Origin of the sequence: uncultured Gemella sp. (assembly GCF_963515875.1) — a bacterium.
Taxonomy (GTDB): Bacteria; Bacillota; Bacilli; order Staphylococcales; family Gemellaceae; genus Gemella.
On sequence record NZ_CAUPZX010000015.1, the window covers coordinates 1 to 22,340 of the forward strand.

At 30.4% G+C, this 22,340-nt stretch carries 20 protein-coding genes and 1 other annotated feature; of the genes, 18 read left to right on the forward strand and 2 right to left on the reverse strand.

Annotated elements, in window-relative coordinates; genetic code table 11:
* The first annotated feature begins 173 nt into the window (after positions 1-173).
* The 12 genes from RWL85_RS04040 (at position 174) to RWL85_RS04095 (ending at position 14,044) form a co-directional block, all read left to right on the forward strand.
* Positions 174-782 (forward strand): phosphatase PAP2 family protein, encoded by a 609-nt coding sequence (locus RWL85_RS04040; protein WP_314085258.1) that lies wholly within the window; start codon positions 174-176, stop codon positions 780-782.
* Positions 783-1,206: 424 nt separating this feature from the next.
* Positions 1,207-2,004 (forward strand): tRNA pseudouridine(38-40) synthase TruA, encoded by a 798-nt coding sequence (gene truA / locus RWL85_RS04045; protein WP_314085260.1) that lies wholly within the window; start codon positions 1,207-1,209, stop codon positions 2,002-2,004.
* A 158-nt stretch (positions 2,005-2,162) separates the two neighbouring features.
* A complete protein-coding gene (locus RWL85_RS04050; protein ID WP_314085262.1) occupies positions 2,163-2,984 on the forward strand; it encodes an energy-coupling factor transporter ATPase in 822 nt (273 codons plus the stop codon).
* The gene (locus RWL85_RS04055; protein ID WP_314085264.1) at positions 2,969-3,856 is read left to right on the forward strand and encodes an energy-coupling factor transporter ATPase; all 888 of its coding nucleotides are present in this window, start codon (positions 2,969-2,971) and stop codon (positions 3,854-3,856) included. The genes RWL85_RS04050 and RWL85_RS04055 overlap by 16 nt, the downstream gene beginning before the upstream one ends.
* Positions 3,849-4,637, forward strand: a complete 789-nt coding sequence (locus RWL85_RS04060; RefSeq protein ID WP_314085266.1) for an energy-coupling factor transporter transmembrane component T — start codon at positions 3,849-3,851, stop codon at positions 4,635-4,637. The genes RWL85_RS04055 and RWL85_RS04060 overlap by 8 nt, the downstream gene beginning before the upstream one ends.
* Positions 4,638-4,662: 25 nt before the next feature.
* Positions 4,663-5,694 (forward strand): L-threonylcarbamoyladenylate synthase, encoded by a 1,032-nt coding sequence (locus RWL85_RS04065; protein WP_314085268.1) that lies wholly within the window; start codon positions 4,663-4,665, stop codon positions 5,692-5,694.
* Positions 5,695-5,709: 15 nt separating this feature from the next.
* Positions 5,710-6,672: a glycosyltransferase family 2 protein gene (locus tag RWL85_RS04070; protein WP_314085270.1), complete on the forward strand. Its 963-nt coding sequence runs from the start codon at positions 5,710-5,712 to the stop codon at positions 6,670-6,672.
* Between the two features lie 6 nt (positions 6,673-6,678).
* Entirely contained in the window at positions 6,679-8,247 is a 1,569-nt protein-coding gene (locus tag RWL85_RS04075) for a hypothetical protein (protein ID WP_314085272.1), read from the forward strand.
* Complete coding sequence (locus RWL85_RS04080) at positions 8,228-9,427, forward strand: leucine-rich repeat domain-containing protein (RefSeq protein ID WP_314085274.1); 1,200 nt, start codon at positions 8,228-8,230, stop codon at positions 9,425-9,427. The genes RWL85_RS04075 and RWL85_RS04080 overlap by 20 nt, the downstream gene beginning before the upstream one ends.
* Positions 9,428-9,764: 337 nt before the next feature.
* A complete protein-coding gene (thrS, locus tag RWL85_RS04085) occupies positions 9,765-11,708 on the forward strand; it encodes a threonine--tRNA ligase (protein WP_314085276.1) in 1,944 nt (647 codons plus the stop codon).
* A 204-nt stretch (positions 11,709-11,912) separates the two neighbouring features.
* Entirely contained in the window at positions 11,913-12,497 is a 585-nt protein-coding gene (locus RWL85_RS04090) for a peptidylprolyl isomerase (protein WP_314085278.1), read from the forward strand.
* 266 nt (positions 12,498-12,763) lie between these two features.
* Complete coding sequence (locus tag RWL85_RS04095) at positions 12,764-14,044, forward strand: solute carrier family 23 protein (protein WP_314085280.1); 1,281 nt, start codon at positions 12,764-12,766, stop codon at positions 14,042-14,044.
* 133 nt (positions 14,045-14,177) lie between these two features.
* Here RWL85_RS04095 and RWL85_RS04100 read toward each other — a convergent pair whose 3' ends face one another.
* Entirely contained in the window at positions 14,178-15,395 is a 1,218-nt protein-coding gene (locus tag RWL85_RS04100) for an MFS transporter (protein WP_314085282.1), read from the reverse strand.
* 71 nt (positions 15,396-15,466) lie between these two features.
* On the reverse strand, positions 15,467-15,901 hold the full coding sequence (locus RWL85_RS04105; RefSeq protein ID WP_314085284.1) for a helix-turn-helix domain-containing protein: 435 nt from the start codon (positions 15,899-15,901) through the stop codon (positions 15,467-15,469).
* 203 nt (positions 15,902-16,104) lie between these two features.
* Between RWL85_RS04105 and RWL85_RS04110 the strand changes: the two genes are divergently transcribed.
* From RWL85_RS04110 to pnp, 6 genes are all read left to right on the forward strand, one after another.
* Positions 16,105-16,998 carry a membrane protein insertase YidC gene (locus RWL85_RS04110; protein ID WP_314085286.1) on the forward strand — a complete coding sequence of 298 codons (894 nt, stop codon included), beginning with the start codon at positions 16,105-16,107 and terminating at the stop codon, positions 16,996-16,998.
* Between the two features lie 134 nt (positions 16,999-17,132).
* Positions 17,133-17,204 (forward strand) — a sequence feature (ribosomal protein L21 leader region).
* A gap of 19 nt (positions 17,205-17,223) precedes the next feature.
* The gene (rplU, locus tag RWL85_RS04115; protein ID WP_003144981.1) at positions 17,224-17,532 is read left to right on the forward strand and encodes a 50S ribosomal protein L21; all 309 of its coding nucleotides are present in this window, start codon (positions 17,224-17,226) and stop codon (positions 17,530-17,532) included.
* 2 nt (positions 17,533-17,534) lie between these two features.
* On the forward strand, positions 17,535-17,864 hold the full coding sequence (locus tag RWL85_RS04120) for a ribosomal-processing cysteine protease Prp (protein WP_314085288.1): 330 nt from the start codon (positions 17,535-17,537) through the stop codon (positions 17,862-17,864).
* Between the two features lie 5 nt (positions 17,865-17,869).
* Positions 17,870-18,151 (forward strand): 50S ribosomal protein L27, encoded by a 282-nt coding sequence (gene rpmA / locus RWL85_RS04125; protein ID WP_003145565.1) that lies wholly within the window; start codon positions 17,870-17,872, stop codon positions 18,149-18,151.
* Between the two features lie 221 nt (positions 18,152-18,372).
* Entirely contained in the window at positions 18,373-20,007 is a 1,635-nt protein-coding gene (locus RWL85_RS04130) for a Na/Pi cotransporter family protein (RefSeq protein ID WP_314085290.1), read from the forward strand.
* A gap of 238 nt (positions 20,008-20,245) precedes the next feature.
* The gene (gene pnp / locus RWL85_RS04135; RefSeq protein WP_314085292.1) at positions 20,246-22,333 is read left to right on the forward strand and encodes a polyribonucleotide nucleotidyltransferase; all 2,088 of its coding nucleotides are present in this window, start codon (positions 20,246-20,248) and stop codon (positions 22,331-22,333) included.
* Positions 22,334-22,340: the final 7 nt, after the last annotated feature.

The following is a 22,340-nucleotide window of genomic DNA, read 5'->3' on the forward strand; positions in this document are numbered from 1 at the left end:
TTTTTTTCAACTTCTCTTGACTTTTCTGTTTACACAAAATATTATACACTATCAAAAAAAATAAAAGAGGGCTACCGAAATAATTTAATTGATATATTGTTTTACTATCTTTATACGTAGTTTTATGGTACTATTATAAGAATTACAGATTAATATAAAGGTTAGGAAGTTTAATGTCAAAGAAAAATCAGAGAGTATTAGCTATATTTTTTATTGGAATGTTTGCATTCATTGCGAGAGGGTATAATAGTTATCTTAAACCTTTAGATAATATGATTATTAATATTATCCAAGGGTTAGAAAATCCAGTTCTTACAAGCATATATTTTAATACAACTAATATAGCGGACCAAAAACAAAGTGCAGTAATAACAACGGTAATTGTGATAATGTTATTTATAAACAAACTTAAGAAAGAGGCGTTATTTTTAACCTTCACAATGGGGACATGTGGTATTGCAATGGCATTTATTAAAACAATATTTAATCGTCCCCGTCCCAATATTCACCGCTTAGTAGAATTAAATAGTTTAAGTTTTCCTAGTGGACATACAACTTCAGCAACAATATTATATCTAACGTTAGCTTTGATAGCTATTAAATTATTGAAAAAGAAAAATAATGTCTATACACCTATTTTTATAGCTATAATAGGGATTTTGTTTATAGCCAGTTCTAGAGTATATTTAGGAGTTCATTATCCTACAGATACTCTGGCGGGAATGTGTTTAGGAAGCGCAATAGTATTATTTTATAATATAGTTTATTACAGTAGAAAGTAATAATAAAGCATTATAAGAAAATATTAATAATTATAACTTTATAAAAACGAAAATATGAAATTTACCAAAGATATTAAGGTGAAATTTAAAATAATATTATAAAGTTAGAGCACTTGTAATGCAGTATGATTCATTTTTATAACTATCTCAAGATATAATACTGATTTTAATATTAGTGAAAATACTAACTTTAAAATCGGTATTATTTTAATTAGAGAATATTTTTATTAGTGTTAAGATTTATAGAAAGTAATTTGATGTGTTATAATATCATATAGAGATATTAATATATGATAAGTTGTGTAGAGTTAAAAATAAAGGGAGAAAAGTAAAGAATATAATTTATATATAAACTGTAGCGTAGTTTATGTATAAATTATAAGAAGAGGGAAAATATTAAAGATTAAAAATGTAGGAGATAATAGTGAGAGTAGTTTTACTTTGTAGATATGATGGTAGTAATTACCATGGATTTCAGATACAACCAAATAATAATACAATTCAAGAAGAAATTGAGAAAAGTTTAAAGAAAATTAATAAAAAAGATGTGCGACTTTATATGAGTGGAAGAACGGATAGTGGAGTACATGCCTATGGTCAGGTGTTACACTTTGATACAGAGTTAAATATTCCTGATCAAGCTTGGGTTAAGGCGTTAAATGCTACTATTCCAAAAGATATAAGAATAGTAGCGGCGACGTTAGCTTCGGAAGATTTTCATGTTAGGTATAATAGCGTACAAAAAACATATTATTATAAATTATATATAGGAAGAGAAGTAGATCCATTCTTATTAAATTATGTAGGAAGACATAGTTTTGATTTTAATTTTGAGAAAGCTCAGGAGTCACTTCAATATTTTATTGGAGAACATGATTTTTCATCATTTTGTTCGAAAAATTCTAGCGTTGAGGATAAAGTGAGAACGATATATAGTTTAACTATGGAGAAAGATGCAATTAATCCTAATATCGTAAATTTTGAAATAACAGGAAATGGTTTTTTATACAATATGGTTAGGATAATTATAGGAACTATACAAAATGTAGCTGCAGGTAAATATGAAGCGCCATATATAAAAGAAATATTAGATAAAAAGGAACGTCAATTTGCAGGACCTAAGGCGGATGCTGCAGGGTTGTATTTAAAAGAAGTGATGTATGATGATAATAAAATAAATAAATTTATAAATAATAGTCTAAAGGATTATTGTAATAAATAATGGCAAATTCCCAAAGTAAGTTTAGTAAGAAATCAAAATGCGAGTTGTCTTTAGGGAAATGATATAAATATATTTAAATAGTTGTCCAGATTTGGTTTGAGAAAATTCGGGATATTTGATATAATAAAAAGATATTCTGTAGAAAATTAGGTAATAAAATGATAAAATTTGAAGATGTTTTTTTTCAGTATTCTAGTTCTAAAAAGACTGCATTATCAAATATAAATTTAGAAATAAAAGAAGGATGCTGGCTTAGTGTTTTAGGAAAAAATGGAAGTGGAAAATCAACACTTATGAAGTTAATTTATGGGCAAAATTTGGCTACTTCTGGCAAAGTTCTGTTTAATGATAAAGAGTATAGTAAAGAAATTTATGATGATATAAAAAATAAAATAGCTATCGTTTTTCAAAATCCTGATAACCAATTCGTAGGTTCTACTGTAGAAGAAGATATTGCATTTGGTCTTGAAAATAGAAATGTTCCTCAAGAAAAAATGGATGAGATAATAGATAGAGTATTAGAAATTGTCGATATGACCGACTATAGAAAATATGAACCTACATCATTATCAGGAGGACAAAAACAGAGAGTGGCAATAGCATCTTCGCTTGCTTTAAATCCTGAGATTTTAATATTGGATGAAGCAACAAGTATGCTTGATCCCAAAGCTAAAAAGTCTATTCTAGAATATATAAAAAAAATTAACAAAGAAAAAGAAATAACTATAATTTCTATCACTCACGATGCAGAAGAGAGTGTTTATTCAGATGATATTGTCATATTAGAAAGCGGAGAAATAGTCTATCAAGGGAATTATACAACGTTATATGCTAATACTGAAATTTTAGAAAAATATAGCTTAGAGGTTCCTTTTGTAGAAAGAATAAAAAAAGATTTAAATAATTACCTGAATCAAGAAATATTTGAAATAGAAGAAGACGAGGGGAGTGTAGTAAGAAAAATATGCAAATTAGTTTAAAAAGTGTAAGCTATACTTATAATTATAAGACCCCCTATGCTAGAGAAGTCTTAAAAGATATAAACTTGAATATAGATGAGGGAGGTTATACAGTAATAGTAGGTAAGACAGGTAGCGGAAAGTCTACCCTTATAGAGCATATTAACGGCTTATTATTACCCACAAAAGGAGAAGTAGCAGTAGATAATATATTGATTACTAATCCACAGAGTAAAAAAGAAAGAAGAGAATTGGCTAAGAAACTGAAAATATTAAGACAAGATGTTGCGGTGTTATTCCAGTTTTCTGAACAGCAATTATTTGAAACAAGCGTACTAAAAGATATTATCTTTGCTCCCTTAAATTATGGTGTCGTAGAAGAAAAAGCTATTTTAAAAGCAAAAGAATTAATAAAATTAGTAGGACTTGATGAAAGTTACTTAGATAAATCTCCTTTTGAATTGTCAGGAGGAGAGATGAGGAAAGTGGCCTTATGTGGTGTACTTGCCTTAGAACCAAAAGTACTAATATTAGACGAACCTACAGTAGCTTTGGACTATAAGAGTCGTGAAGAGATTATGACTATGGTGAAAAGACTTAAGGAAGAATTCAATATGACGATAGTACTTGTAACTCATAATATGGATTATGTATTGGAATATGCGGATAAAGTTTTCGTCTTGAAAAATGGAGAAATTAGTTTTGAAGGAAAAGTAGAGGACCTCTTCTTGAATGAAAAAATTCTTATGGATAATTCATTAGAACTACCGGAAGTACTGAAGTTTTATCAAAAATTAGAAGCAAGTAATATAATACTAGATATATTTCCTAGGAAATATGAAGATTTAGTTAATGCTTTAAAGAATAAGATAGGAAGTAGCAAAAATGAATAATTCGTTGATAAGTAAGTATATTCCATTAAATACTATTATTCATAATCTAGATCCACGAGCAAAAATATTTTTTGTAATTTGGTACTTAGTAGATATTTTTATCGCATATAATGTAATAGAATTTTTTATCTTGTTTCTAGTGTTGATGGTAACAGTTGTCTTATCAAAGACGAGTCCTGTATTTTTAGTTAGTAGTGTAAAAGCTATAAGCATATTAATCTTATTTACTTCATTGATTCACCTTGTTTTTAATAAAAAAGGAAATATATTGTATGAAGTATTAGGTTGGAAGATTTATAGTGGTGCACTTTTAGGAATTGTTTTAATTACAGTAAGATTTGTTTTAGTTGTTGCGATAATGGTTGTCTTTATGGCTACTACTTCACCAACTGAGATAACAAGTGCTATAGAAAAGAGTCTTGGTCTCCTTCAAAAGGTAAGGGTGCCAATCTCGACTTTTGCGCTAGTATTATCTATTTCACTTAGATTTATCCCAACTATATTAGAAGAAACTAATAGAATAATAAATGCACAGGTTTCACGTGGTTCGGATTTTAATGAGGGGAATTTAATACAAAAAATTAAAAAATTTATTCCTATACTAATACCATTATTTATAGCTACTTTAAAGAGGGCTGATGAACTTGCTACAGCGATGGAAGTAAGAGGATACTCTACTACAGGAGTAAGAACTAAGTATAAAGTATTAAAATACAGTAAGTTGGATTATTTAAGTTATATATTAATAATAGTTATTACAATATTAATAATAGTAGCATAATATGAATTTTTAGAAAGGAGATAGGATGAAAACAGAAATAATTAATATTTCAAAAAGTGAGAATAAAGAAAAAATATACAGTAAATTAACTAAGTATTATAAGAATGGAAAGCTTGTAGCTATACCGACTGAGACAGTTTATGGACTTAGTGCCAATGCGATGGATGATGAAGCTATAGGTAAAATATATGAGGCTAAAGGTCGACCAAGTGATAATCCTTTAATTGTTCATTTTTATGAAATGAGTCAATTGGATAATATTGTTGATTATAGTGATGAAAATGTAAAAAAACTTATAGATAAGTTCTGGCCAGGACCGATGACTTTGATTTTAAATGTTAGGAAAAATAACGGTATTTCTAAAAAAGTTATGGCTGGCTTAAATACTCTTGCTGTCAGAATGCCATCTAATGTTACCGCTCGAGAAATATTAAAGGAAACTGAAATTTTATTAGCAGCACCGAGTGCTAATACAAGTGGGAAACCATCTCCAACAAAATTTGAACATGTGTATCATGATTTGAATGGGAAAATAGATGTAATAATCGAAGATGAGCAATCGGATATCGGTTTAGAAAGTACTGTTATTGATTGTACAAGATATCCGTTTGTTATTGCTCGTCCAGGAGATATTACTAAAGAAGACATTGAGTCTGTATTAGGAGAAGGTAGCGTGAAGTACAATGATGAAATACTTACACAAAATGCTACACCTATCTCGCCAGGTATGAAGTATAGGCATTATTCTCCTGAAGCGGAATTAGTATTGTTTAATGATTCATTTGAAAATTTAATAAATATTTTAAAAGATAAAAATCAAAAAACAGGTTTTATTACATATAAAGAAATGGAATCTAGAGTTAATGATTTAAATGTTTCTATAAAATATTTAGCAGATAATGAGAAAAGTGTTGAACAATCTAATAAAAATTTATATAATATTCTAAGGGAGTTTGATGGTGAAAAGGTAGAGGAGATTTTTATACTACCAATTGAAGAAACGAGAGAGAATAAAGCTTTGTTGAATAGACTTAATAAAGCTATAAGTAAAAAGTAAAATAGGAGATTTGTAATGAAAAAGTTATATGTAGTTATACCTTGTTACAATGAAGAAGAGGTATTAAACGAAACTGCAAAAAGATTAGAAGTTAAAATGAATTCTATGATAGAAGAAGATTTAATTTCAAAAGATAGCCGTGTTGTTTTAGTGAACGATGGTTCAAAAGACAGAACATGGGAAATGATAGAAGAACTTCATGAAAAAAATCCATTATTCAGTGGTATTAACTTAAGTAGAAATAGAGGACACCAAAATGCACTTTTAGCAGGACTTATGACTGTTAAAGATTACTGTGATGTAAGTATTTCTATGGATGCTGATTTACAAGATGATATTAACGCTATGGATGAAATGATGAAGAAATATCTAGCTGGTGCTGATGTAGTTTATGGTGTTCGTTCAGCAAGGACTACGGATACATTCTTTAAACGTTTCACGGCAGAAGGTTTCTATAAAGTAATGGAAAAACTAGGAGCTAATACAGTATTTAATCATGCTGACTATCGTTTAATGAGTAAACGTGCGTTAGAAGGACTAGCTCAGTTTAAAGAGGTAAACTTATTCTTACGTGGTATCGTTCCTATGATTGGATATCCAAGTGATATTGTTACATATGAACGTGCAGAAAGATTCGCTGGTGAAAGTAAATATCCACTATCTAAGATGTTGGCATTCGCTTTCGAAGGAATTACTTCTTTATCTGTAAAGTTAATTAGATTTATTACTATAGGTGGAGCATTAATGATATTTATTGCTGCGATAGTATTTTTCTACACATTGTATAGTTATTTTGCAGGATTTGCAAGACCAGGTTGGTCAAGTTTAATGATATCAATGTGGTTTATCGGTGGGATGATTATGATTTCGCTAGGTATTGTGGGTGAATATGTAGGTAAAATTTACTTAGAAACAAAAGGACGCCCAAGATTTATTGTTGAAAAATTCTTAAATGAAGAAAAAAATGAAGAGGAATAATCGACAATGAACAAGGAAATATTAAATAAATTTTCTAACTTTTTAGTAAAAGTTATAGCTGTAATTTTCATAGTACTTATGGGGATAAATTCTTTATTAGTATTAACAAAAACAGCGGTATTTCCGAAAGATTATCAAGAAACTCTATATTATGAAAATGTTAGTGCTATACTAAATATTATGTTCCTTATAATATTTAGTATAGTTATCTTAATATTAGCAAGGTATCTGAAGAAATTAATAAGTGTCCAAAGATTAGTATTAATAGTGATGATTTATGCATTTGTTATTAGTATACTATTTGCTGTATTGAGACGTGACTATGTTCAGTTTGATCCATTTAACGTGATAGATCAAGCTAATAATTTCATAAGGGAAAATTATAGTGGACTTGATAAAGGAAATAATTATTTATACATATATTCTCATCAAATTACAACAGTATTTCTTTTTCAGATAATGCTGTCATTATTTGGTAGAGCAACATTTATTTTATATATAATGCAAAGTTTTTCAATAAGTTACATTATTTTTATGTTATATAAAATTTCAAATATAATGTTTGATGATGAAGATACGAATTATCTAGTTGTAATTCTTAGTGGTCTATGTTTTCCGTTAATATTTTATGTTGCATTTGTTTACGGATTGTTACCGGGTATGTTTTTAACACTACTGGCTTATTATTATTTTATAAAGTATACTAAACATAAGCAGTGGTACATGTTGGTAATAAGTGCTGTTAGTATTAATATAGCGATGTTGTTTATTGGTAATAATTTAATACATATGCTAGCGATGTTTTCAGCTGCAGTTATTTATTTTATTAGAGTTAGAGATAAAAAAGTTATAGCATTCATAATTAGTTGTCTATTTTTAATGAGTGCCTCTAAGAGTTTAATTTATAATTATTATGAAGTGAAAAGCCAAAAGACAATTGCTGATGGTGTTCCGAAAATCACATGGATAGCGATGGGGCTGCAAGAAGGAGATCGTGAAGCTGGTTGGTGGAATAGATTTAACTATGATATTATGCCAGAAGAAGACTATGATGTGAAACGTATAACTGAAATTTCAAAAGATTCTATAAAGCAAAGATTAGATGTATTTAAGAAAAATCCTAAATATGCTGTAGATTTTTATCAAAGAAAATATGAAAATCAGTTTATAGAACCGACATTCCAAAGTTTATTGGTGACTGCACCTCAAAGAAATTTTGATAATGAAACTAAGTTAGAAAAAGTGAAAGACTTTTTTATAAAACAAATTTACTTTAACGACACTCATCATGCACTTACTTTTATTATGAAAGTCTTTCAAGTATTTGTTTATATATTTTCTGTAGTATTTGCGGTAAATATTTATAAGAAGAAAAAAGAAATATTAACGATAATTCCTGTAGCCTTTATTGGTGGAACGTTATTCCATATGATATGGGAAGCGAAGAGTAGATATGTATTCCCGTATTTTGTATTTTTAATTCCACTTGCTGCATATGGATTAATAATTGTAAGAAATAAAATAACTGAATATAGAAAAAATAAAGAGGAAGAAAATGAAAAAGGTAATATATAAAGCTTTTATCATAACGCTATTGGGATTAACAGTATCTGCTCCTGCGATAAAGGCTAACGATGTCTATGTACCCTTTGGAGAAAAGAAATTTACAGAAATTGAAAATAGCGAAAAAATAGAGTTCGATGATCTAAATCTTAAAGCAGCCTTAATAGAATACTATAAGTTTCATATTAATAAAGATTTTAAAGGTGAGGAAGTAACGGTAGGTATGATGGAGCAATTTACAAGTCTATCATTACCTTGGAAAAATATTTTTTCTCTAAAAGGTTTAGAGCATGCTGTTAATCTAAGAAATTTAAACTTATCTAATAACTTTATTGAGGATATTACACCATTAGAAAAGTTAGTAGAGTTGGAAGATTTGAATCTTACTAATAATAAAATAAAAGATCCAAAGAGCTTAGCAAAATTAACAAAGTTAAGACAATTAGCTCTTAGAAAAAATCTAATGAACAATTTAGATTTCCTAAATGACTTGAAGGTAGAATCGTTAGATATTTCAATGAACAGTGTTTTAAAAGATTATATTCCGAATAATTTAAAACTTGAAAATTTACGAAGCCTAAATATTTCGGGTATAGGTTTAGACAATATATCATTTTTAAAAAATGCTGGAAAACTTGAGAGTCTAGTAGCTGAAGAGAATGCTATTAAAGACTTAACACCATTAGCTGAATTGAAGTCTTTGAGAACTTTATATTTAGATAGAAATAATATTAGCGATATTACGGCGCTTAAAAATTTAGCAAGTTTAGAAGAACTACTATTATATAAAAACAATATCGAGAATGTAGATGCATTAAAAGATAAAAAATATCTATATCGATTAATGTTAAATGATAATCTAGGATTAAAAAATATAGATGCATTGAAAGATGTACCGAATATTTCTAGTATAGATATATCTAATACATTAGTAACTGATATTTCATCATTAAAGGATGCTAAATATTTATATTATATCGCTTTGAAAAATACTAAAATCAGTGACGGTGATATAACTGCATTCGAGAAAAGTAATCTAGAGGTTAAAAAATCTAATAACATAGATAAAAAGCTAGAAATAGTAAAAACAGAAGCTGCGAAATATTTTAGTATTAAAAATTATATTTTTATGGCTCTGATTTTAATGTTAACACTAACTGGTATTAGAAGTTATTGGAGAAAAAATAAATAAAATTTAAAAGAGAAGTGAGTTTTTCTTGAAATTCATCTCTCTTTGTGCTAGAATTACATTAATGAAATAAATCAATATATACTTAGGACACGATATATATTTAACTTATTTAAGAGAGGGTATGGTGCTGGAAATACCTATAAGCAATATATGTTACTACCTAGCTAATAGTATTAACATAGTTAGTGAGCTTTATTCACAAAGAGGAAGTAAATTTACTTCGAATTTGGGTGGTACCACGAAAATATTCGTCCCTTCTTTAGTTTCGGCTAGAGAAGGGATTTTTTAATTTTTGAGTAAGTTAGACTAAGTATATAAAAAAGAAGGAGACCTTAATATGGCTAAATTAGTTTTTCCAGATGGAAATGTAAGAGAATATGATAATAAAACACCATTAGAAATCGCTGAAAGTATTAGTGTAAGTCTTAAGAAAAAAGTGATTTCTGCAAAATTAGATGAGGACTATATCGAAGTTAACAAACCAATAACAAAAGATGGTCATTTAAAACTTATTGTTGCAGATGATGAAGATAAAGATAGTTTATATGTATTACGTCACACTTGTGCACACGTATTAGCGCAAGCATTAAGAAGACTGTATGGTAAAGATGTACACTTCGGTGTTGGTCCAGCTATTGATGGTGGATTCTACTATGACTTTGATGCTGAATACAAAGTCTCAGAAGAAGACTTTAAAGCAATCGAAAAAGAAGTTAAGAAAATTATTAGTGAAAACCATGAAATTGAAGGTCGCGAAGTAAGCAAAGAAGAAGCTTTAGAAATCTTCAAAGAAGATCCTTATAAAGTAGAATTAATTAATGATCTTTCAGCTGATGAAGTTATCACAGTTTACACACAAGGAGACTTCACTGATCTTTGTCGTGGTGGACACGTAAGTGCAACTTCAAAAATTAAAGAATTTAAATTATTATCTGTAGCTGGTGCATACTGGAGAGGTAATAGTGATAATAAGATGTTACAACGTATTTACGGAACAGCTTATTTTACTAAAGAACATTTAGAACAACACTTAGTACGTCTGCAAGAAGCACGTGAACGTGATCACAGAAAACTAGGTAAAGAATTAGGAATCTTTACAACAAGTCAAAAAGTTGGTGCTGGATTACCACTATGGTTGCCAAATGGTGCTACTATCCGCCGTACTATCGAAAGATATATCGTTGATAAAGAAGTAGAGTTAGGATATGACCACGTTTATACTCCAATTATGGGATCTAAAGATCTATATATCACAAGTGGACATTGGGAACATTACCAAGAAGATATGTTCCCACCAATGGAGATGGACCACGAAACAATGGTTCTTCGTCCAATGAACTGTCCTCACCACATGATGGTTTATAAAAATGAACGTCACTCATACCGTGAACTTCCAATCCGTATCGCAGAGCTTGGAATGATGCACCGTTATGAAGCAAGTGGAGCAGTAAGTGGATTACAACGTGTTCGTGGTATGACTCTAAACGATGCTCACATTTTCGTACGTCCAGATCAACTTAAAGATGAATTCAAACTTACTGTAGGACTTATCGAAGAAGCATATAAAGACTTAGGTATTAAAAACTTCAGCTACCGTCTATCATATAGAGACCCTGAAAACACTGAGAAATACTTCGATGATGACGCAATGTGGAATAACGCTCAACAAATGTTAAAAGAAACTGCAGATGAACTTGGTTTAGACTATGTTGAAGCTGAAGGAGAAGCTGCATTCTATGGGCCAAAACTTGACGTACAAGTAGAAACAGCAATCGGAAAACAAGAAACATTATCTACAATTCAATTAGACTTCTTACTACCAGAGAGATTCGAATTAGAATATATTGGTGAAGATGGAAAAGCTCACCGTCCAGTAGTTATCCACCGTGGTATCGTATCAACAATGGAAAGAATGGTTGCCTTCTTATTAGAAGAGTATAAAGGAGATTTACCAACATGGTTATCACCAAACCAAGTACGTATTATCCCAGTAAACAATGACTACCACTATGATTATTCTAAAGAAATCATGCAAGAACTTAAAAAAGCTGGTGTTAAAGTAGCTATCGATGATAGAGATGAAAAATTAGGATATAAAATCCGTGAAGCTGCAAGCAAAAAAATTCCATATACTTTAGTAATTGGAGATAAAGAAGTAGAAAACAGAAATGTTAACGTTAGAACATTTGGTTCATTAAACCAAAAAGAAGAAAGCTTTGCTGAATTCAAAGAAAATATCTTAAGAGAAATTAGCGAAAGATTAATCGAGAAAAACGCATAGTAAAATAGGGAGTGACTCAAAAATCGTGATTTCGGAGAAATCGATTTTGTCGAGTCACCCTCGCACAGTTTATTAGATATCTAAAAAGCTTTTATAAAGCGATTTTAGATATCAATAAACCACTGCGTCTATGGTTTTTCGTATAAACTTTGTAAAATTTTAGAATTTTTGGGTAAGCTCATAATTATAATAAGGAGAGATATAATGTTAACTCAATTAACAAAAAATGTAAAAAAAGGTCAAGTTAGAGTGAAAATTAAAACTACTCACGGTGATATGACTTTCAAACTATTTGAAAAAGATATTCCAAAAGCAGTAGAAAACTTTTTAACTCATGCAAAAAATGGGTACTATAAAGGTATTATTTTCCACCGTGTAATTAAAGACTTTATGGTTCAAGGTGGAGACCCAACAGGTACAGGTATGGGAGGAGAATCAATTTGGGGACGTAGTTTCGAAGATGAATTCTCAATGGATTACTTCCATTTCTATGGTGCGTTAAGTATGGCGAATGCTGGACCAAATACAAATGGAAGTCAATTCTTTATTGTTCAAAATTCTCACGTAGATGCTAGAACTTTACAAGCACTTGAACAAGGTGGTTGGCCACAAGAAGCTGTTGAAGGTTATGCTAAACTAGGGGGAACTCCTCACTTAGATCATCGTCATACAGTTTTTGGACACTTAATCGCTGGTGCGAAAACTCTTGAAAAAATTGCAGCAGTAAAAACTGGAGCTCAAGATAAGCCGGTTGAAGAAGTTGTGATTCTTGATATAGAAGTTAAATAAATATAAGAAAACAAGGTTAATGAGAGATTAATCTTGTTTTTATATATATTTATGAAGAAATAATAATTATATAATTTTAGAATTTAGATTTTAGAGTCTAAGATAATTTAAGAAACAAAATAAAAGTATTATTTATAATAAAATATTATTAGTTAATTTAAAATTTACTTAAAAATTAATTTTAAAAAATAGAAAAAAACACTTTCAAATTGACTATTCATGTGATATAATTATGAAAGTTTGAATATAAAAAAAGGAGAAGAAGAATGGCAGAAAAAACAAGAGTAAAACCAATTCTAGATGTTCATGAAAAGCCTAACTTAGCTCTATGGGTAACGTTAAGCTTACAACACTTATTCGCAATGTTTGGAGCGACGGTGTTAGTACCAATTTTAACAGGATTACCAGCAAGTACTGCTTTAACGACATCAGGTATTGGAACACTTACGTATTTATTAATAACTAGAGGTAAAATTCCAGCGTATTTAGGATCTTCATTTGCCTTCATTAATCCGATTATTGTGCTTTCAACTACTCACAGTGTTGAAACAGCAATGCTTGGTGCATTTTTAGCCAGCTTAGTTTATGGTGTTGTTGCAATGTTAATTTATAAATTTGGTGTAAATTGGTTATTGAAACTTTTACCACCAGTTGTAGTTGGACCTATTATCATTGTTATTGGACTTGGAATTGCTCCTACAGCAATCAGTATGGCGATGTACAAAACTGTAAACGGAGCTAAAGTTTATGATTTAAAATACTTCTTAGTAGCTCTTATAACATTAGCAGCAACAATCTTCTGTTGTGTTGCTTTAAGAGGATTTGCTAAACAGATTCCAGTACTATTAGGAATTGTATTCGGATATATCGTTGCTGTAATTGCAGGATTAGTTGATTTCCAACCAGTTATCGATGCTCCTTGGTTTAGCTTACCGAAATTCACAATTCCATTTGTAACATATGTTCCTGAGTGGAATGTAGCAGCATTAGCGATGGTACCTATTGCTATTGTAACTATTAACGAACATATCGGTCACCAAATGGTATTATCTGAAGTAGTAGGAAGAAACTTCTTAAAAGATCCAGGACTACACCGTTCGATTTTAGCTGATGGAACAGCGATGATGTTTGCATCACTTTTAGGTGGGCCACCAAGTACAACATATGGTGAAAATATTGGGGTTCTTGCTATTACACGTATTTTCTCTGTATTCGTATTAGGAGGAGCGGCGGTATTCGCACTTATCTTAAGTTTTGTAGGTAAGTTCTCAGCTCTAATCTCTACGATTCCATCACCAGTTATGGGTGGGGTATCAATTTTACTATTCGGTATAATCGCTTCAAGTGGACTTAGAATGTTAGTAGATGAAAAAGTAGACTTAAGTATCAATAGAAACTTAGTAATTTCATCAGTAATCATCGTTTTAGGTGTTGGTGGAGCAATGCTGAAATTCGAAAGCATTAATTTCGAACTTCCAGCAATGGCTCTTGCAGCTATCAGCGGTGTGTTATTAAATGCATTCTTACCAAAAGAAGATAAAAAATAGAAATTAATTAAATAGTCAGTAACTTGTATTAGCAAGTTACTGGCTATTTTTTTGTATAAAACAATATTTTAAATTAACATGTAGATTACATTTATAATAGTAAAGCATATTTCTAAGTAGAAACTATGATATTTTAATCTCTTATTTCTAGTAATTTTGAAAAATTAGGTAAACTCCTAATATTTTTATTAAATAACCAAAATAGAAAAATACTAAAAATTAATAATGAAGTAATAATTATAATAGTTTTAATACTGTATTTTATACTTAATACTCCTGCCAATAAAGCTCCTAGAGGGCTAAATGCTATAGATAAACCAATCATAGTGGACATAGCAACATCTAATTTATCTTTACTTATGATACATTGAATCATTGTTTGAGAATATGTGTTTAAAATCCCAATCAATATCCAGCCAAAAAGAAATAATGAAAAATTGATAATTTTGTTTGTAATAGAGTTATTGTTAAGTATGCTAAGTGCTCCCCAAGAAAGACTGATGCCTAGTGTAAATGTAGTGTATAAAACGCTCAATCTTATATTTTTTAATATTTGGCTGTTAGAAAGAAAGGCTCCTATTAGTATCCCCAATCCAGATGCACTAAGTAAAATTCCATAAAAATAACTAGTTTCTGAATACTCAGGAAGTAGTGTTAGTAACGAACTGGTAGAAAAATTAATTATTGTGATTCCAATTAATAATGGTTTTAATAATGGTGTATTCCAAATTTTTATACCGCTACTTAATTTAGAAAAGTAGTTTTCTTGAACAGAATTAGTATTTTTAGATAAATCATTTGATAGGAATATGAATATAGTGCTATTAATAAAAAATGTAATGCTATTTATGATGAACGCATATATTGTCCCAAAAGCTGTTATAATAAATCCGCCTATTGAATTAAAGAGTGCGTCACTCCCTTGATAAGCTATGGAAAATAATGAATTTGCTTTAACTAAATCTTCTTGTTTAACTATTTTTGGTAGTAAGGCAAGTTGAACAGGATAAACTATTTGATTAATAAAACTAATACAAACGATAAAAATTATTAGCGTAGTAATCTGTAGCTTATTTACGTAAATTAGATAAGTAATAGCGAGTAATATTATAGCTTGAAATAACTGTGAAATAATTAAAAACCTCTTTACATTAAATTTACTGATTAGTGGCGATACAAATATTTGTAATATAGCGGTAAATGAAATTAGAAATAAAGTAATACCACTATAAAAAGTAGATTTAGTTAATGTGTAAATTAATGTTAGAGTAGCTATTGAATATATGCTATCACCAAAATTAGTGATTAATCTACCGAATAGTAAAATTGAAAAGTTTTTATTTTTAAACATAGAGTCCACATCCTTTATAAAAATTTTAACGATAAAAAATATTTGACAGTTAAAACATTATTTAACAGCTCTTAGCGAGCTGTTGAAATAATACTAATATTAACACTATTTTTATTATCTGAGGAGAATTTCTTTTCTAGTTTCTTGACTTCATTCCAGAAATCTTCCATGTCTTCTTTGTTTATATTAAAACTAACTGAAGTATTGTTAAATAAGTCGTTAAAGATACTAGGTGAAGGTACGAATGCTTGCGCAGTCGGTAGATAGTATTTTTGTATTATACCATTTATTGTATCTGTATCAACTACTTCGATAAAACTATTTTCCTCTAGAATATTAAGGTGATAGTGTATTTTAGTTCTATTAATTTTTAATAGTTTAGCAAGTTCTTTTGAATTTTTCTTTTCTGTACCGAGTGTTGTAAGAATACTTATTCTTAGAGGATCAGAAATGACCTTTAGTTTCTCGATATCTGTTATATATTGTATATCTTTAATGATAATCATCCCTTTCTTATTAATATTATATAACTAATATATTAGACTGTCAATTAATTTTGAACGTTATAATTATATTTTTCGAAATATTAAATTTAGTAAAGTTAGTCAACAATAGTTTGACTACCTCTTTTATATTTGATATAATTTACTAGGTATATTAGTTAGTAAGAACTTACTAAAATTACAAGAAGAAATAAAAATTAAGGAGAATGAAATTGAAAAAACTATCAGCAATTTTATTAGGTTTACTTGGTGTAGTTACTCTTTCTGGATGTTCACAAGATGATAGATCGGGAACATTTTATGAAACGTTCGTAAAACCGATGGACATATTCTTAGCAAAAATTCATGAGTATACTGGAAGTTGGGGTTGGTCAATTGTAATTATCACATTGATTATCAGATTATTAGTGCTTCCATTCATGTTACATAACTATAAAGTACAAAACAAATCAAGAAAAGGGCAAGAATTAGCTCGTCCAGAATTAGAAGTTGTACAGAAAAAACAACAAGCTGCGAAAGAAAAAGAAGCTAGAGCTATTTCTAATGAAGAAAAAATGCAAGCGCGTAGTGAACTTATGGAACTACAAAGAGAACAAATGGCTATCATGAAAAAATATGATGCAATGCCTATAAGTTTAGGTGGATGTTTACCAATGCTTATTCCACTACCATTCTTAACTGGACTGTTCTATACATTATCTAATCCGTTGTACTCTGTTGGAATTATTGATTCTACATTCCTTGGAGTATTCAGTCTTGGTACTCGTTCATATACATTACCATTAATCGCGTTTGCTGTATATGCTATTCAAACAAAACTACAAATGAGTTTAATGCCGACACCAACTCAACCAGGTCAAGAGCAAATGCAAAGTCAAATGAAGATGATGCAATGGTTATCACCGATAATGATTACAGGGTTCTCATTCATCGTAGCTGGAGCAGTTGCCGTGTATTATATCGTGGGGGGGATATTCATGATTTTCCAAACATACCTAGGACATGCTTTATATCCACCATATAAACCAGAAAAACAAAAGAAACAAACGTTTGATCCAGAAAAAGTTACATTAGTTTCTAACAAGAAAAAACGTAAATAATAGATTAGATCAGTGAACATCAGTATTAAAGTTCGCTGATCTAATTTTTTTGAAAAAAAAGTAAGAAAAGTTATCAATATAGTTGACGTTAGGGTATATATGTGTTAGAATTGTATTGTTGTGTAGCTCCTAAATAGCTACTACAACCGCACGTATAAGGTAAATAAGAGAGTAATCCACCTTATATGGCGAGTCTTAGTAAAAAATATTTAAGGAGGTGCAGATATGTACGCAGTAATTAAAACAGGTGGAAAACAACTACGTGTTGAAGAAGGACAAACAATCTTAGTTGAGAAGTTAGCAGCTGAAGTGGATTCTACAGTTACTTTTGACGAAGTAGTATTAGTAGGTGGAGAAACTACAAAAGTTGGTGCTCCTTTAGTAGCTGGTGCGACAGTAACAGCTAAAGTAGTTGCTCAAGGTAAAGGTAAAAAAATCACAGTATTTAAATACAAACCTAAAAAGAACAATCACCGTAAATTAGGTCATCGTCAACCTTTCACTAAATTAGTAGTTGAAAAAATTAACGCTTAATCATGATTAAGGTGGAAATCGTAAAAGAAGTTGAATTTATTAAACAAGTAACAGTTGATGGACATGCTGATTATGCTGAACACGGTTCAGACATAGTTTGTGCAGGTGTTTCTGCTGTAATATTCGGTTTAATAAATGCAGTAGATGAACTAGATGAAGATGTAGAGTTTGACATTTCGTCTAACGAAGATGTGACTGGACATTTAACATATAGATCGTTAAAATCTACAGACAAAGAGCAACTTCTACTAAATGCAATGCTAGTTGCATTAAAAACAATTGAAGAAAATTATTCAGATTATATAACTATTGAAGTAAGAGAGGTGAAATAGACATGATGTTACAATTAAATTTACAATTCTTCGCATCTAAAAAAGGGGTAGGTTCTACTAAAAACGGACGTGACTCTGAATCAAAACGTTTAGGTGCTAAAAGAGCTGATGGTCAGTACGTAACTGCAGGTTCTATCTTATACAGACAACGTGGAACAAAAATTTGGCCAGGAACTAACGTAGGAAAAGGTGGAGATGATACACTATTTTCACTAGTTGACGGAGTTGTACGTTTCGAAAGATACGGACGTAGCCGTAAAAAAGTTTCTGTTTATCCACAAGCTTAATAAGCATAATAAAAAGAGGTATTTACTTTATGTAGATATCTCTTTTCTTTTTGCAAAAATATTAATATAATAACACTTTATTGTTAAGTAATTAATATAAACAATTGTAATAATATTTTAATGTTACCATTTTAGATTTCTGTTGTACTTTTAAAATTTATATGGTAAAATTTATTTGTGTGTTATATGATACACGCAACATATACTAGGAGGACAAAAAAGTGTCAGCACTTTGGCAAGAAATTTTATTTTCTTTTTTAGGGGGTCTGGGATTATTCCTATTCAGTATTAAGTACATGGGGGACGGACTTCAATTAATAGCCGGGGAGAAAATGCGATATGTTTTAGATAAATATACATCTAAACCACTTATGGCTGTCTTAGCCGGAATAATAGTTACGATACTTATTCAGTCAAGTACAGGAACAATCGTAATTACTATAAGTTTAGTAGGAGCAGGATTATTAAAAACGAAACAAGCAATTGCTATCGTTATGGGTTCTAATATCGGAACAACACTAACATCATTTATTATTGGTTTTAATATATCTAAATATGCACTTCCTTTAATTTTCTTAGGAGCAGCGTTTTTATTCTTTACTCGTGCTAAATTAGTAAACAACATAGGTCGTGTAATATTTGGTTTTGGGGGAATATTTTATGCCCTTAAAATGATGTCTACAGCTATGGGACCGATGAGAGATATGTCGTGGTTCCAAAACGTATTAGCGCACATTAATGATAGTGCGGTAGTAGGGGTAGGAGTAGGTACATTTTTAACTGTTTTAATTCAATCATCAGCAGCGACTATTGCTATTTTACAAAACCTTTATGCTGACGGTGCTTTAAGTTTACAAGGTGCCTTACCAGTGCTATTCGGAGATAATATTGGAACAGCGATTACAACAGCTGCATTAGCTATGGTTGGAAGTAATATTGCAGCGAAACGTGTAGCTGCATCTCACGTATTATTTAACGTTATCGGTACGATAATCTGTTTAATAGCATTAGTTCCTTATGGAGCTTTTATCCAATTTTTAGAAACAACGTTAGGTTTAGAACCAAAAATGACTATTGCATCAGCACATGGTACGTTCAATATTCTAAATACATTTATTCAATTCCCATTTATTAGTTTATTGGTAGTTCTTGTTACAAAACTAATTCCAGGGGAAGATGAACAAATCAAATACAGTGCTCAGTATCTTGATAAATCACTTATTACAAGTGCACCTGCAGTAGCCTTAGGACAAGTGCAAAAAGAATTCGTGGAAATGTTAATCTTATCTAAGAAAAGCTTACGTAATTCAGTTGAGTATTTCATGAATCGTGATGAAAAATTACGTGAAAAAGGTGAAACTTATGAAGATGCGATAAATAACTTTGATGAGCAAATGACTGATTATCTAACTTTGTTATTTAGGGAAAAACTAAGTCCTAAAGAAGGGGTAATTGCTTCGACATTATTAGATGGTACTCGTGATGTTGAGAGAATTGGAGACCATGCTAGAGATATTATATTATCAGTAGATTATCAAATTAGGAAAAAATTAAAATTCTCTGATGATGCAAAAACAGAAGTGCAAGAAATGTATGATCTTTGTAATGATATAATTTTAAAAACTATTAAATCTTTAGAAGAGAACAATATAGCGATAGCTGGAGCAGCTTTAGCGGCATGTGAAAATATTTATTCTTTAGAAAAAGCAGCGCGTAAAAAGCATACTCAGCGTATGAAAGATGGAGATTGCGAGATTCCAGCGGGTGTAGTTTATATGGACTTAATTCAACATTTTACTCGTGTATGTGAACACACTAGAAACATACTGGAAAAAGAGATTCAAGGGCACATGTAATTATGTCTAATAAACAAAAAATATATATTATTCTGTCTATTATTATGTTACTAATAATATTAGTTTTATATAAACTATATCAGATACAATTAGGATAAAAAATATTAACGAAAATATAGAGAAATCACAGTTATTTCTACTATGTTTTCGTTTTTTTTCTTTGTAAATACTAGCATTCATGATATAATAAAGTAGTCGATTTATATAAAGTTTAAGAAAATATTGAAAGGAAATAAACATGTTTCAAGATAAAAAAGTTTATACAACGCAGTGGGCTGGAAAAACATTAACAGTAGAGCTAGGGGAAATGGCTCGCCAAGCTAATGCAGCAGTAGTAGTAAAGTATGGGGATACTGTTGTATTAACAACAGCAGTTGCCTCTAAAGAAGCAAAAGATGTTGATTTTTTCCCACTAACAGTTAACTATGAAGAAAAAATGTATGCTGTAGGAAAAATACCTGGAGGATTCTTACGTAGAGAAGGGCGTCCTGGAACTGAAGCAACATTAGCAGCACGTCTTATTGATAGACCAATTAGACCATTATTTGAAGATGGTTTTAGAAATGAAGTACAAGTTATTTCAACTGTATTATCGGTTGAGTATGATTGTGATCCTGTAATGGCAGCAATGCTAGGAAGCTCATTATCATTATCTGTATCAAATATCCCATTTAAAGGTCCAATCGCTGGAGTTACAGTTGGATATGTTGATGGAGAATATGTAATTAATCCAACAGTTGAACAAATGGAACGTTCTACAGTTGACTTAAAAGTAGCAGGAACGATTGATGCGATCAACATGGTAGAAGCAGGTGCAAAAGAAGTATCTGAGGAAATTATGTTAAATGCTATTATGTTTGGGCATGAGGAAATTAAACGACTAATTGCATTCCAACAACAAATTGTTGATGAAATTGGTCAAGAAAAAATGGCAGTTGAGTTAAAAGTGATTGATGAAACTATCTATAATGAAGTTCTATCAATGGCATTATCTCAAATGAAAGAAGCAATTTCTATTAAAGATAAACAAGAGCGAGATGAAGCTATTTCGGCAGTAAAAGAAAAAGTTCTTGAAGTTTTTGAAGAACGTGTTACAGCTGAAGATGAGCTTGATATAGTTAAAGAAGCAAAATTATCATTAGATAAAATTGTTAAAGATGAAGTTCGTCGTGAAATTACTGAAGATAAAGTTAGACCAGATGGACGTGCATTAACAGAAATTAGACCATTAGCTTCAAGAGTAGATGTGCTTCCAAGAACACACGGTTCTGCATTATTTACTCGTGGACAAACACAATCACTAGGTGTTGTAACATTAGGTAACTTATCTGATGAGCAAATTATCGATGATTTAACTCAAGAAGAAAATAAGAGATTTATGTTACACTATAACTTCCCAGCATTTTCAGTTGGTGAAGTAGGATTTAGCCGTGCACCCGGTCGTCGTGAAATTGGACATGGTGCATTAGGAGAACGTGCACTAGCTCAGGTGATTCCTTCTAAAGAAGATTTCCCATATACTATCCGTATTGTATCTGAAATCTTAGAATCAAATGGTTCAAGTTCTCAAGCTACAATCTGTTCTGGATCTATGGCTCTTATGGCTGCTGGGGTACCAATTAAGGCTCAAGTAGCTGGTATTGCAATGGGGCTAGTTAAAAAAGATGAACATTACACTATTTTAACAGATATCCAAGGTATGGAAGACCACTTGGGAGATATGGATTTTAAAGTTGCAGGAACATCTGAAGGTATTACTGCACTTCAAATGGATATTAAAATTGATGGTTTAAGTGAACAAATCTTAAAAGAGTCTCTAGAACAAGCACGTGTTGGTAGATTGCAAATTTTAGAACACATGAATAGTATTATTGCTGAACCTCGTAAAGAAGTGTCTACATTTGCACCAAAAATTAAAATTATTAAAATTAAACCTGAAAAAATTAAAGATGTTATCGGTTCAGGTGGTAAAGTTATCAACGAAATCATCGAGAAAACAGGTGTTAAAATTGATATCGAACAAAACGGAGATGTATTTATTTCTTCACCTGAAATTGAAGGAATTAATAAAGCAATTGAAATTATCGAAAATATTACTCGTGAAGCAGAAGTTGGTGAAATTTACCTTGCTGAAGTTAAACGTATTGAAAAATTCGGTGCCTTTGTTGAATTATTCCCAGGAGTTGATGCACTAGTTCATATTTCTAAATTAGCTGAAGAAAGAGTAAATAGAGTTGAAGATGTTGTTAAAGTGGGAGATACTCTGAAAGTTAAAGTAATTAAAATTGATGAGAAAGGTCGCGTAGACGCAGCAGCTCATTTCTAGGAGAATT